This window comes from Croceicoccus sp. YJ47, from assembly GCF_016745095.1.
Lineage (GTDB): Bacteria > Pseudomonadota > Alphaproteobacteria > Sphingomonadales > Sphingomonadaceae > Croceicoccus.
In genome coordinates this window covers 2911124-2924790 of sequence record NZ_CP067087.1, presented here as the reverse complement: position 1 = coordinate 2924790, position 13667 = coordinate 2911124, and the positions used below count along the sequence as shown (strand labels likewise).

The 13667-nt window shown below is 66.7% G+C and carries 12 protein-coding genes; 10 read left to right on the top strand and 2 right to left on the bottom strand.

Annotation, left to right across the window (positions count from 1 at the left end):
- Position 1: 1 nt before the first annotated feature.
- Positions 2-3208 carry a YdbH domain-containing protein gene (locus JD971_RS14105; protein WP_202084359.1) on the bottom strand — a complete coding sequence of 1069 codons (3207 nt, stop codon included), beginning with the start codon at positions 3206-3208 and terminating at the stop codon, positions 2-4.
- 209 nt (positions 3209-3417) lie between these two features.
- Here JD971_RS14105 and radC point away from each other — a divergent pair, with 209 nt between their 5' ends.
- From radC to JD971_RS14055, 10 genes are all read left to right on the top strand, one after another.
- A complete protein-coding gene (gene radC, locus JD971_RS14100; RefSeq protein WP_202087721.1) occupies positions 3418-4128 on the top strand; it encodes a DNA repair protein RadC in 711 nt (236 codons plus the stop codon).
- A 92-nt stretch (positions 4129-4220) separates the two neighbouring features.
- Positions 4221-5531: an adenylosuccinate lyase gene (gene purB, locus JD971_RS14095; RefSeq protein ID WP_202084357.1), complete on the top strand. Its 1311-nt coding sequence runs from the start codon at positions 4221-4223 to the stop codon at positions 5529-5531.
- A 94-nt stretch (positions 5532-5625) separates the two neighbouring features.
- The gene (locus JD971_RS14090; RefSeq protein ID WP_202084355.1) at positions 5626-5946 is read left to right on the top strand and encodes a LapA family protein; all 321 of its coding nucleotides are present in this window, start codon (positions 5626-5628) and stop codon (positions 5944-5946) included.
- Positions 5943-6617: an orotidine-5'-phosphate decarboxylase gene (pyrF, locus tag JD971_RS14085; RefSeq protein WP_202084353.1), complete on the top strand. Its 675-nt coding sequence runs from the start codon at positions 5943-5945 to the stop codon at positions 6615-6617. The genes JD971_RS14090 and pyrF overlap by 4 nt, the downstream gene beginning before the upstream one ends.
- 12 nt (positions 6618-6629) lie before the next feature.
- Positions 6630-7142, top strand: a complete 513-nt coding sequence (locus JD971_RS14080; RefSeq protein WP_202084351.1) for a GNAT family N-acetyltransferase — start codon at positions 6630-6632, stop codon at positions 7140-7142.
- A complete protein-coding gene (locus JD971_RS14075; protein WP_202084348.1) occupies positions 7139-7777 on the top strand; it encodes a phosphoribosylanthranilate isomerase in 639 nt (212 codons plus the stop codon). The genes JD971_RS14080 and JD971_RS14075 overlap by 4 nt, the downstream gene beginning before the upstream one ends.
- A gap of 42 nt (positions 7778-7819) precedes the next feature.
- On the top strand, positions 7820-9067 hold the full coding sequence (trpB, locus tag JD971_RS14070) for a tryptophan synthase subunit beta (protein ID WP_236672114.1): 1248 nt from the start codon (positions 7820-7822) through the stop codon (positions 9065-9067).
- Complete coding sequence (gene trpA, locus JD971_RS14065) at positions 9064-9855, top strand: tryptophan synthase subunit alpha (protein WP_202084346.1); 792 nt, start codon at positions 9064-9066, stop codon at positions 9853-9855. Before trpB ends, trpA begins: the two co-directional genes overlap by 4 nt.
- Positions 9852-10703, top strand: coding sequence for an acetyl-CoA carboxylase, carboxyltransferase subunit beta (gene accD / locus JD971_RS14060; protein WP_202084344.1), 852 nt, complete (start codon positions 9852-9854; stop codon positions 10701-10703). Before trpA ends, accD begins: the two co-directional genes overlap by 4 nt.
- On the top strand, positions 10687-12027 hold the full coding sequence (locus JD971_RS14055; protein WP_202084342.1) for a folylpolyglutamate synthase/dihydrofolate synthase family protein: 1341 nt from the start codon (positions 10687-10689) through the stop codon (positions 12025-12027). Before accD ends, JD971_RS14055 begins: the two co-directional genes overlap by 17 nt.
- On the opposite strand, the gene JD971_RS14050 is transcribed toward JD971_RS14055, so the two are convergent.
- Positions 12024-13628, bottom strand: a complete 1605-nt coding sequence (locus tag JD971_RS14050; protein ID WP_202087719.1) for an MFS transporter — start codon at positions 13626-13628, stop codon at positions 12024-12026. The two genes, JD971_RS14055 and JD971_RS14050, sit on opposite strands and share 4 nt — an antisense overlap.
- Positions 13629-13667: the final 39 nt, after the last annotated feature.

The window sequence follows — 13667 nt, the reverse complement described above, 5'->3', positions numbered from 1 at the left end:
TTCATGGCACGGTCTCGCTTTCTGCGGGCTGAATGATGGGGGTCGGTTCGGCGTCCGGCGATGGCGCGGGGACGGCGCGGTCGTCGGGGATCAATCGCACCCCGTCGTCGTCGACCAGCCCCAATTCGCGCGGATCGCGAACCGCCGAAGGATCGTAGAGCGACTTGAGGCTGCCGATAAGCTGATAGAACGGCGCGCGTATGTTCACGTTGAAGCGGAACGGCAGCTTCGCGATGCGCCGGGTGAGGAAGTTCGATTGCGTGCCCGGCCCCTGCGACACGCCGTCGAAGCGGACCCGCGTGACGATCTCCCCCTCGAGCGCGCCGTCGATGGCGACGCTCATCTGCTTGTAATCGAGCGAGCGCAGTGCCGCGAAGGCGAAATTGGCGATGGGCGACAGATCCTTGTAACTCAATTCCCCGACATAGGCGATATTGCCCCCCGGCGGACGCGATTGCAGGCTCCCGCCCTCCACCCGGCCGCCCGCCTCGTCGAACACGATGGGGATGCGCCCGTCGAACGTGCCGCTCGCACTCAGATTCCCAACGCCGAGCCGTTCGATCACCCGCCCCGCGTCCAGCCCGGTGATGACCAGCGTGAAATTGCGCCGCTCCGTCGCGCCAAGGGTCAGCGAAGTCGGCTCCAGAACCAGCGTCCCGCCCAGGAACGGCCAGCTGCCCCGATTGAGGTCGAGCCGCAATCCGGGCTGCAACGTGACGAACACTTCCCCGTCGGACACCGGCACGCCGGGGTTCATCTCCGCAATCGAAAGCCGCTGATCCGGCGCGGTTTCGAGGTTCAGGAGATCGGTAAAGCGCAACGTCCCCGCCAACCCCGTGACCGGGCCGAAAGCAGCCGCGAAATCGAGCGAATCGGTGCTGACCACCCCGGTCGACGTGACGCCCTCGCCGTTCCAGTCGATCTGCCCCCGCCCACGCACCGACCCGCGCGCATTGGCAATATTGCCGAGAGCGAGCCGCGTAATGTCGGTCGGCTGCAGATCGTCGCCGAACGCGATTCCCGCGACCGAAAGATCGGCCCGGCCCTGCCCGTCGGTCAGATCGTGGCGAATATCGGCATCGACGATCGCAATTCCGGTCCTTGGCTCGCGGAAAAGAGCCTCTGCGCTGATGATGTTGTCGGCAAGGACGAGGGTCGCGCCCTTTGCAATCATGGGTTCGAACCGCGCGTCGTCCTGCCGGTCGGTGAGGACGAAGGCGCCGTCCTCGATCCGCAAGGCCCCGTCGCGATACGACCATTCGCCGCCCGCCTCCCCGATGTCGAGCGGCACGGAGGGAAGCGTCACCTCGGTCCCGGAAAACGCGCCGCCGATGTCGCGCCCGATCCGCGCGGTGAGGTCGTCGATGGCAAAGCGCACCGCCGTCGCCTGCGGTCCCAGCGCCACATCCATCGTCCGCGCGCGGACCACCGCCGGCTGCCCACCGCGCAAGGCGAGCCCGACCGGCCCCGACACAAGGCGCACCGGCGTTTCGCCAAGCCGTCCCGAAAGATCGAGCCGCGGCGCCCCCACGGCCACGCGCGTGCCGCCCGGCCCTGTCGCCAGCATCGCGGACCCGCCCGCCGGACACAGCAGCAGGCTCTGCCGATTGAGCGTGAAATTCGCATAGCGCAGCGAATCGAAGCGCGGCGCCATGCAATCGTCCCACATCTGCAACTCGCCACGCGCCGAATACGTCCCCGAAACCGGAAGGCGCAGCCCATCCACCGCGCCGCCGGGGAGCGAGCCGCTTGCCAGGATCTCGCCATCCATGAGGAAGCCGTCGCGCGATTGCCGCACCTGCATTTCGGGGATGGCGATGCGCGCGTCGCCCGCCGCATAATCCGCCATGCGCATACGAAGCTGCGGCGCGTCCCCCTCCCCGTCGATCGCGCCGACGAGCCGGGGCATGCCCGCGCCACCCGTCGCGAAACGCGCGCGATAGAGACGCAGGCTCTCGCCCAACCCGATCTGCACCTGATTAACCGAGAGCAGCGGCGCGCCGTCCCCGCCGCGTAGGCCCGCCCGCGCGATGGCAATGCGCGTCTCCCCCTCGGCGGCGCGCGCCTGTAGCGCGGCGGAGAAGGATGCACCCGGCATGGACCGGCGCAGCACGGCGCGCAGCCGGCCTGCGAGCGGCGCGAGCAACGTGTCGGCGCCGGATCTCTGCACCCGTTGCAACGCCGGATCGACGACGCCGGACAGGTCGAACCCGCCGCCGGACACATCGCCGGACAATTGCCAGCGATCGAACCCGCCCGCGCTCCGGATATTGCCGTCGAGCGCAACGCGCGCGACCGCGGCCCCGGCAAACGCCGCGTCGCGCCCGGAAAGGTCGAAATCCGCCACCATCGCGCCGCTTTCGCGCACCGATACCGCAAGCCGCCCGTTCAGCACGCCGACCGCATTGCCGCCCACCGCAACCCGCCCGGTGCGAAGCGCGCCGCTCACCATGGCGCGGCGCAAATCCGCGCCCGTCTCACCGCGCACGGTCCAGCTCGCCTGCGTCAGCGAAAGGTCCGATTCGGGACAGCGCGCCACATCGGCGCGCAGCGGCCCGACAAAGCGCGGTGCCTCGTCCGCGATGGCGAGGCGGCCATAAAGGCTCAGCCCTTGCGCGGTACAGCCTTTGGCGGAAAGACGCGGCACCACCGCCCCCATCGTCGCGGCGAACCCGTCGCGAAGATTGCCCCCGCCGGTGAGCTTCACACCGAGATTGCCATAGGGCGACAGCACGCGCGCCCGCCCATCCAGAATGTCGATGTCGAGATCGGGCAGGCGGAACGGCTCCCCCGTGCTTTCGGGATAGAGCACCGGATCGAGCGTGCCGAAACTGACCCCGTCGCCGCGCAGCACGCCGTAAAGCCGGGGCCGCACGAGCCGCACCCCGGTGATCTGCGGCGTCCCGAAACGCAGGCGCGTGGCCACCACCGCCTGCTCGATCACGAGGTCGGGACGCTCGGGATCGCCGACCACGATATTGGCGAGCACCTGGCGATCCGGACCGATTTCGACGATGTCATAGCGGGCCGGCACATCCATGTCGGCGAGCATGTCGTCCACCGCACCGCGCGCGAGCCGTTCCCGCGCGATCCAGATGCCAGCCACAAAAAGAGCCACGACCGCGAACAGGCCCGCGACGATGCGGGGCCAGCGACGGCGGCGTCCGGGCAGATCGCCCACCGCCCTATCGTCCTCGCCTTGCGTCATTGCGTCCTGCCGTCATTCCTCGTGCGACCGCGCGGAACCGCGGCGGCGCAGACTTGCGCAGCATCGCGGCGAAAGGCAATGGAAAGCATGATCTGTCCACACACCTTCCCGGCGGGGCGCTTTGGCCCTCCACGACACGCGCGGTGCTGTGCGCGTCTCTACCGCTCGCGGAAAAGCGCATCGTGACAAAACCGCAGGACGAATTGCCGATGGACGCAGGGCCCACGGCGCCAGCCGAACCGAAAGCCGGAACCGACGCCAGCGGCCACCGCGCGCGCCTGCGCAAACGCCTCCTTCACGGGGGCAGTGACGCACTGGCCGATCACGAGATCGTCGAATATCTGTTGATGACGGCGATCCCGCGCCGCGACGTGAAACCGCTGGCCCGCGCGTTGATGAGCCGGTTCGGAAGCCTTGCCGGGATCTTCAACGCCGACAGGACTGCGCTCGAAAACCACCCCGGCATGGGCGAAACCAGCGCCGCGGCGATGAAGATCGTCGCCGTGGCCACCCGCCGGCTCGCCCGGGCGGAGGTCATGGACAAGCCGGTGCTGGGAAGTTGGCAGGCCCTGCTCGACTATCTCACCATCGACATGGCGCATTTGCGGGTGGAACGCGTGCGCGTGCTCTATCTCGACAAGAAGAACCGGCTCATCCGGGACGAACATCTGGGCGACGGCTCGCTGGACGAGGCCGCGATTCACCCGCGCGAGGTGATCGGCCGGGCGATGGAGCTGGGCGCGGCCGCGCTCATCCTCGCGCATAACCACCCCAGCGGCAATCCGCAGCCCAGCCGCGCCGACATCCAGATCACCAATCGCATCGCCGAGGCGGGCCGGCTCCTGAACATCGCGGTACACGATCACGTCATCATCGGGCGCGAGGGGACCGTCTCGATGAAGGCGAAGGGCTTGATCTGAACCGCATCGCGCCCGCCGCACTTGCCAAATGCGCGCCTGCGCCCTAGCCGCGCGGCCAAAGCCCCCAATTCTTGCGAACCGGAGTACGCCCGATGGTCCCACGCTATGCCCGCCCCGCCATGACCGCGATCTGGGAGCCGGAGGCGAAATATCGCATCTGGTTCGAGATCGAGGCCCACGCCACGCAGAAGCTCGGCGAATTGGGCGTCGTGCCCGAAAGCGCGGCAAAGGCGTTGTGGGACTGGTGGGCGACGGAGCCTGCGATCGACGTGGACGCGATCGACGCGATCGAGGCGGTGACCAAGCACGACGTGATCGCGTTTCTCACCTGGGTCGCGGAACAGGTCGGCGACGAAGCCCGCTTCATGCATCAGGGCATGACGAGCTCCGACGTGCTCGACACGACGCTCGCGGTGCAGCTCGACCGGGCGGCGGCGATGCTGCTCGACGACATCGACGCGCTGCTCGCCGCGATAAAAAAGCGCGCCGAAGAACACAAATACACCCCCACCATCGGGCGCAGCCACGGCATCCATGCCGAACCCGTCACCTTCGGCCTGAAAATGGCGGAAGCTTATGCCGAGTTCAGCCGGTGCCGCGAACGGCTCGAATTCGCGCGGCGCGAAATCGCCACCTGCGCGATTTCGGGCGCGGTCGGCACCTTTGCCAATATCGACCCGTCGGTGGAACGCCACGTCGCGGAAAAGATGGGCCTCGCCATCGAGCCCGTCTCGACGCAGGTGATCCCGCGCGACCGTCACGCGATGTTCTTCGCCGTGCTGGGCGTAATTGCGAGTTCGATCGAGCGGCTTTCGGTTGAGGTACGGCACCTTCAGCGGACCGAGGTGCTGGAGGCGGAGGAATATTTCTCCCCCGGGCAGAAGGGGTCGAGCGCCATGCCGCACAAGCGTAATCCCGTGCTGACCGAAAACCTCACCGGGCTTGCGCGCGTGGTGCGCTCCGCCGTGATGCCCGCGATGGAGAATGTGGCGCTGTGGCACGAACGCGACATCTCGCATTCGTCGGTCGAACGGTTCATCGGGCCGGATGCGACGATCACGCTGGATTTCGCGCTCGCGCGGTTGACTGGCGTGGTGGAAAAGCTGCTCGTCTATCCCGAACGCATGCAGAAGAATCTCGACCGGATGGGCGGGCTCGTCCATTCGCAGCGGGTTCTGCTCGCGCTTACCCAGGCCGGCGTCAGCCGCGAGGATGCCTATCGCCTGGTGCAGCGCAACGCGATGAAGGTATGGGAATCGGATGGCGAGCTTTCCCTGCTCGAACTGCTGAAGGCGGACGGGGAAGTCACCGCGGCTCTCACGACGCAGCAGATCGAGGAGAAATTCGACCTCGATTACCATTTCCGGCAGGTGGACACGATCTTCGACCGCGTGTTCGGCTGAACCCGGCCGCGATTGCAGCAGGGTTGGCCAAACGGGCGTTGCGGCGTAGGCTGCACGCCCGACGACCCGATCCCGAGAGGAGGCCAGGACCGCCATGCAGGTTCTTCGCACGATAATATGGGTGGCGCTGCTGGTGGCGCTGGCGCTGTTCGCGGCGTTCAACTGGTATCCCGTGGATGTGCGGATCTGGGAAAACCTGGTGCTCGAAACGAAGCTGCCGATGGTGATCCTTGCCGCGTTCCTCATCGGGCTGGTTCCCATGTGGCTGTATCACAAATCGGCGAAATGGCGGCTCAAACGGCGGATCGCCTCGCTCGAAACCTCGCATCGCAGCCTCGTGTCGAGCCAGCAGGCCGATCCCGCCCACCGCCCCCACGATGCCGATGACGCCCCGCTGCGCAGGACAGAGCCATGACCAATCCCGTTTATCTCGCGCTCGACGTGCCGCAGCTCGATGCCGCGAAGGCGCTGGCAAAAAAGGTCATGGGGCATGTCGGCGGGTTGAAGTTGGGGCTCGAATTCTTTTGCGCGCATGGCCATCACGGCGTTCATGAGCTGGCGCAGCTCGGCCTGCCGATCTTTCTCGACCTGAAACTGCACGACATTCCCAATACGGTGGTAAGCGCGATGCAGGCGATCCACGTGCTCGAACCCGCGATCGTGACCGTCCATGCGAGCGGGGGCCGCGCCATGATGGAAGATGCCAAGGCCGCGGCCGGCGAACATACGCGCGTCGTCGCCGTGACCATGCTCACCAGCCTCGATGACAAGGATCTGTCGCGCACTGGCGTCGCCGGCACCGCCCACGATCAGGTCATGCGCCTTGCAGAGCTTGCCGAGAAGGCCGGGCTCGACGGGATCGTATGTTCGGGTGAGGAAGTCGCCGCCGTCCATGCACAGTGGAAGGGCGGCTATCTCGTGGTGCCCGGCCTGCGCCCCGCGGGCAGCGAGACGGGCGATCAGAAACGCACGGTCACCCCGCGCAGCGCCCGCGACAATGGCGCGAGCGTGCTGGTCATCGGACGCCCGATTTCGAGAGCGCCGGACCCGCTCGCCGCAGCGCGCGCGATCGAAGCGACGCTTTGATCCGCCGACCGCATGGCCTCAGAACCTGAAATACGCCGGGCCGGGCCGGACGATGCCGCCATGCTCAAACCCCTGCTCGAAGGGGCATATCGCGGCGATCGTGCGCGGCTAGGCTGGACGCATGAGGCCGACATCGTTCAGGGTGAGCGCATTGCCGAGGATGAGCTTCACGCGATGTTGCGCGATCCTGCGGTGCACATGATCGTCGCGACGGATGCCGACACGGGCGGCGCCATTGGCTGTGTCGCGATCACGGATCGGGGTGGCGGGCTTTCCTATCTCGGCATGCTGTGCATCGCGCCCGAATTGCAGAGCGCGGGCCTCGGCACCATGCTGCTTCGTGCAGGGGAGGCCCGCGCCGCATCCATCGGCGCCGCGCGGATCGAGATGACCGTCATCGAAAATCGCGACACGCTGATCGCCTGGTACCTGCGCAAGGGATACAGGCGCACGGGCGAACGCCGCCCCTTCCCCGTGCCGCAGACGCCTGCATTGTTCTTCATCGTCCTGGAAAAAACACTGTGACCCCGCGCATCAAGATATGCGGCGTCAATACGCCGGCGGCCATGGAGGCGGCCATCGCCGCGCGCATCGATTATGCAGGGCTGGTCTTCTTTGCCCGGTCGCCGCGCCATGTCGATACGGCCGGCGCGCGGAAACTGGCCGCGATTTCGGGCGATTCGATCCGGCGCACCGGGCTTTTCGTAAATGCAGGCGACGACGCGATCGCCGAAGGCGTAAGCGCAGGCGGGCTGAGCGCCATTCAGCTGCACGGGGATGAAACGCCGGAACGCGCCGCTGCGCTGCGTTCCCGTTTCGGCATCGCGGTGTGGAAGGCGCTCCCCATCGCAGGGCCGGACGACATTGCGCGGGCGCGCGATTATACCGGCGCGGTCGACATGCTCCTGTTCGATGCGAAGACGCCGGTCGGACAGCTTCCGGGCGGCATGGGCCTGCGCTTCGACTGGTCGCTGGTGCATGGTTACGATGGCGGCATGCCGTGGGGCCTGGCGGGCGGATTGTCGCCGGCGAACGTCGCCGATGCGATTGCCGAGGTGCGGCCCGCGCTCGTCGATGTGTCGTCCGGCGTGGAAAGCGCCCCCGGCGTGAAGGATGCCGCCGCCATCGCCGCCTTTGCCCGCGCGGTCCGGGTGCGCTGACACATCTGGACTTCGCCGCGATGCTCTGCCAATCGCGGGCGCATGGAAACCACATCGCAAACCGGCATGCCCAACAGCTTTCGCAACCAGCCTGACGAGCGGGGTCATTTTGGCCAGTTCGGCGGGCGCTACGTGTCCGAAACGCTGATGCCGCTGATCCTCGATCTCGACCGGGAATATCGCGCGGCGAAGGAAGACCCCGCCTTCGACGCGGAGTTTCAGGATCTCCTTACCCATTACGTCGGACGGCCCAGCCCGCTCTATTTCGCGGAACGGCTGACCGAGGAATTGCGCAAGGATGCGCCCGACGGCAAGGGCGCGCAGATCTGGTTCAAGCGTGACGAGCTCAATCACACCGGCGCGCACAAGATCAACAATTGCATCGGGCAGATCCTGCTCGCCGTGCGCATGGGCAAGACGCGGATCATCGCGGAAACCGGCGCCGGACAGCATGGCGTGGCGACGGCGACGGTGGCGGCGCGTTTCGGCCTGCCTTGCGTCATCTACATGGGGGCAAAGGACGTAAAACGGCAGCAACCCAACGTGTTCCGCATGCGGCTGCTCGGCGCGAAGGTGGTGCCGGTCAGTTCCGGTTCGGCAACGCTCAAGGACGCGATGAACGATGCCATGCGCGACTGGGTCGCGAATGTGCATGACACGTTCTACATCATCGGCACGGCTGCCGGACCGCACCCCTACCCCGAAATGGTCCGCGATTTTCAGAGCGTCATCGGCCACGAAGCGCGCGAGCAGATGATGCAGCGCACCGGACGCCTGCCCGACCTGCTCGTCGCGGCGATCGGCGGCGGGTCGAACGCCATCGGGCTGTTCCATCCCTTCCTCGACGATGCGGATGTCGGCATGCTGGGAATCGAGGCGGCGGGCCACGGCCTCGACAAGGAACATGCCGCCTCGCTCGCGGGCGGATCGCCAGGCATTCTCCACGGCAACAAGACCTACCTGCTGCAGGACGAGGACGGCCAGATCATCGAGGGCCACTCGATCAGCGCAGGCCTCGACTATCCCGGCATCGGCCCCGAACACAGCTGGCTCAAGGAATCGGGCCGGGTCGAATATTCGCACATCACGGACAAGGAAGCGCTCGACGCGTTTCAGCTGCTCTGCCGGACGGAGGGGATCATCCCCGCGCTCGAACCCAGCCACGCCATTGCCGCGGTCGTGAAACGCGCGCGCGAAATGCCGCAGGACGCGATCATCCTCGCCAATCTGTGCGGGCGCGGGGACAAGGACATCTTCACCGTCGCCGAAGCGTTGGGAGTGGAGCTGTGAACCGCTTTCAAAAGGCATTCGGCAAGGGGCACCCCGCGCTCATCTGTTTCGTGACGGCGGGCGATGGCGATACCGCCGCCAATCTCGACGCGCTGGTCGCGGGCGGCGCCGATGTGATCGAACTGGGCATGCCGTTCACCGATCCGATGGCCGACGGCCCCGCGATCGAGAATGCGAACCTCCGCGCGCTGGCCAAGGGCACGACGACGCGGGACATCCTCGACCTGGCGAGGGGGTTTCGCGACCGCCATCCCGACGTGCCGCTCGTGCTCATGGGCTATGCCAATCCGATGGTGCGGCGAGGGGCGGACTGGTTCGCGCGCGCGGCGAAGGATGCGGGCGTCGACGGCGTGATCTGCGTCGACATTCCGCCCGAGGAGGATAGCGAGCTCGGCACGCATCTTCGTGGCGAAGGGCTGGACATCATCCGCCTCGCCACGCCGACCACCGATGCGGCGCGGCTGCCCGCCGTGCTCGACGGTGCGGGCGGGTTTCTGTACTACGTGTCGGTCGCCGGCATCACCGGCAAGCAGCAGGCCGCGATGGCCTCCATCGAAACGGCGGTCGCCGCATTGAAGGCCCGCACGGAACTCCCGGTGGCGGTCGGTTTCGGCGTGCGCACCCCGGAACAGGCAGGCGCCATCGCCGCGGTTGCCGACGGGGTGGTCGTCGGCTCCGCACTGGTCGAGCTGATCGCGGAACACGGGAACGCGGCGGCGGACCCCATTCGCGAGCTGACCAAGGCGCTGGCCGATGCGGTGCACGGCGCAAGAAAGGAAATCGCATGAGCTGGCTCACGCAGGTACGCAATCGCCTGCCCTTCACCACGAAGCGGGAAACGCCCGACAATCTGTGGGTCAAGTGCCCGTCCTGCGAAGAGATGCTCTTCGTCAAGGATTACGAGGAAAACCTCTGGGTCTGTCCGCGGTGCGAGCATCACGGGCGGATCGGCGCCGATACCCGCCTGACGCAGATCATGGATGCCGGCTACGAGGTGCTGCCCTCGCCCGCGGTGAGCGAGGATCCGCTCAAGTTCCGTGACACCAAGAAATATGCCGACAGGCTGAAGGCCGCGCGCCACAATGCGCCGCATCCCGATGCGTTGACCAATGCGCTGGGCACGATTGACGGGCGCCGCGCGGTCGTCGCGGTGCAGGATTTCGGCTTCATGGGCGGATCCATGGGCATGGCGGTGGGCGCCGCGTTCCTCGCCGGGGTGGACCGTGCGGTGAAGGAGAAATGCCCGTTCGTCATCTTTACCGCGGCGGGCGGCGCGCGCATGCAGGAAGGCATTCTGTCGCTCATGCAGATGCCGCGCACCACGGTCGCGATCCGCCGGCTGAAGGATGCGGGCCTGCCCTATATCGTCGTGATGACCGACCCGACGACGGGCGGCGTCACGGCAAGCTATGCCATGCTCGGCGATATTCAGATGGCCGAACCCGGCGCGCTCATCGGCTTTGCCGGACAGCGCGTCATTCAGGACACGATCCGCGAAAAACTGCCCGACGGGTTTCAGCGCGCGGAATATCTCCTCGATCACGGAATGATCGACATGGTGGTCGACCGGCACGACCTGCGCGAACGGCTGGTGACGATCATCGATTATCTGATGGCCGGTGCCAGGGCCGCCTGAACCTGTACGCCCGCGCGATTTCGCGACGTCGGACGATCCACGGGTTCAGGAACAGCTGAACCGGCTCGCCGCGCTGTCCCTGCCGCAGGGGCGGTTGAGCCTGCGCCCCGTGCGGCAATTGCTCGCCGCACTGGGCGATCCGCATCTGCGCCTTCCGCCGGTGTTCCATGTCGCTGGCACCAATGGCAAGGGGTCGACCTGCGCGTTCCTGCGCGCCATGCTGGAGGCGGATGGCAAGCGGGTCCACCAATTCACCAGCCCGCATCTCGTCCGGTACAACGAGCGGATTCGCATCGCGGGCGAACTCGTCGACGATGCCATGCTGGCCGACCTTTTGGGCGAGGTGCTCGACGCGCGCGGGACGATCGCGGCGAGCTTTTTCGAGATTACGACGGCGGCGGCGTTCCTCGCCTTCGCCCGGAACGAGGCCGATGCCGCCATCGTGGAGGTCGGGCTTGGCGGCAGGTTCGATGCGACCAATGCCATTGCGGATCCGGCCTGTTGCGGGATCGCGTCGCTCGGGCTCGACCACGAACAATTCCTGCTCGCACCGGAGGATGGCGCGCCTGCCGAACCGATGGCCCGGATCGCGTTCGAAAAGTCCGGCATCGTGAAGCCGGGCCGCCCGCTCGTCACGCAATCCTACGGCCCCGATGCGCAGGCCGAGGTGGAGCGTGCGGCTCGCACGGCCGGTGCGCCGCTGCACATGCGCGGGGCGGATTGGTCGATCACGGGCGGCGACATGCTGGAATATCATGACCGTCACGGCGCGCTCACCCTCCCCCCGCCCGCGCTTTCCGGCGCGTTTCAGGCGGAGAATGCCGGGCTCGCCATCGCAATGCTCCGGCATCAGGATTTCGTCACCGTGTCGCCGGAGGCCATCGCGGCGGGGCTGCGCGATGCGCGCTGGCCGGGCCGGCTTCAATGGCTGGGCAAGGGGCCGCTGACCGCGATGGCGCCGGGCTTCGATGTGCTGCTCGACGGTGGGCACAACCCGGATGCCGCGCGCGTGCTCGCCGCATTTTGCGCAGGCCTGGACCGGCCGGTGCATGCAGTGATCGGCATGCTGGCGAACAAGGATGCGGAACGGTTCCTCGCCCTTGTCTCACCGCATTTGGAGAGCGTGACGGGCGTTCCGATAGTAGGCCATCCGCACCATGCGCCCGAACGGATCGCGGCAATGACGGGCGGAGACACGGCGCGCGACGTCGGCGATGCACTCGCCCGGATCGCCGCGCGCACCGATGGCGGGGTCATCCTCATCGGCGGCTCGCTCTATCTCGCGGGAGAGGTGCTGCGCGCCAACGGGGCATTTCCGGATTAGCCTGCGCGGGCGTCGCGGCGCGTCACCCGTATCCATTCCAGCACGCACAGCACCACCGCCACCGCCCCGATCAGCGCGGTAAACAGGAACACGTCGTAATATCCGCGCTCCTCGATCAGCTGTCCGAGCGCACCCCGCCCCAATGTCCCGACCAGGAGCGTCAGCGACGCGAGCAGCGCATATTGCACCGCGCTATATCCCTTGGCCACGATGGATGACAGCCACGCGATATAGGCCGCCCCTGCAATCCCGACGGCAAGATTTTCGCCCGCGATGGTTATCATCAACCGCGCGAGCCGCTCCGTCCCGCCGAAAGTTTCGACAAGATATGTGAAGCCGATCGCATCGCTCACCGCCTGCATCGTGGCGCCGCCGATGGCGAGATCGGCGTATAGCAGGTTCGTCGCCGCGGCCAGCACCGCGCCCAGCGTCAGCACCGCCATCCGCCCCAGCACGGTGATGAGATACCCGCCGAGCGCCAGCCCGAGGATGATCGCACCCACGCCAAAGAATTTCGACGCGACCGCCACCTCGTCATTGGTGTAGTTCAGCTCGCCGAGATAGAACGGATAGGCGAACGTGCCCCAGATCGCGTCGCAGATCCGGTAGGTCAGCACGAGCGCGAAAATCAGAACGAGCGACCACCCCATCCGCCCGACGAATTCGGTCAGCGGCAGGATCAGCGCACGGTAGAGGTGATCCGCGACCGGGTTGACGGCATCCGCGCCATCCGCGCTTTCGGTAAGCACATGGCGGCCCTCGCGCTGCATCTTGACCAGCCATGCCGCGATGAAGGACGGCAATACGATGGTCGCCACCACGATGAGCGGGCCGTAGGTGGCCGTGAACTGCGTCGGATCGGGGCGTAATTCGGGCACCGCGGTCATCGACCGGTACATGAACACCCCCACGGTGACGAGCGCCCAGCCCCACAGCAGCCCCACGGCGGCCAGAGCATAATTGCGCACCTTCGGCGTCAACTCGCCCTTGGTATAAAGCAGCTCCAGCTCTTCGGCGCTTGCCGCGACGCTCGCCGCGCTGCCGGCGCGGGCATCGGGCGCGAACAGGCCGACGATCCCGATGAACAGCATGATGCCGCCCATCATTACATAGGTTCCGGGCCATCCGATCCGCTCCGCCACGATCAGCGCGAGCGCACCACCGACGAGCGATGCGAGCCGGAAGCCCATCTGCGTAATCGTGGACAGGATGTCGATCGTCGCCTCTTCATCGGCGATGTCGATGCGCCAGGCGTTGATGACGATATCCTGCGTGGCGCTGGCAAAGGCGCCGACCGCCGCCAGCAGGGAGAACCACCCGAGGCTTTCGCCGGGATTGAGCAGCGACATCGTGATGAGGATGATGCCGAGCAGCAATTGCGCCGGCGCGATCCATTGCTTGCGCTTGCCGAGGCGGCGGACAAACGGAATATCGACCCGGTCGACGAGCGGCGACCACAGAAACTGAAACGAATAGGCCAGCCCGATGAGCGAGAACACGCCCATCGTTTCGAGGTCGACGTCGGCCTCCGTAAACCAGGCATAGAGCGTGCCGAGAAACAGCGCGAAGGGCAGGCCCGAGGCAAAACCGAACAGCGCCATATACGCCGTCTTGCGATTGCGCAGCGCGGCCAGCAATTC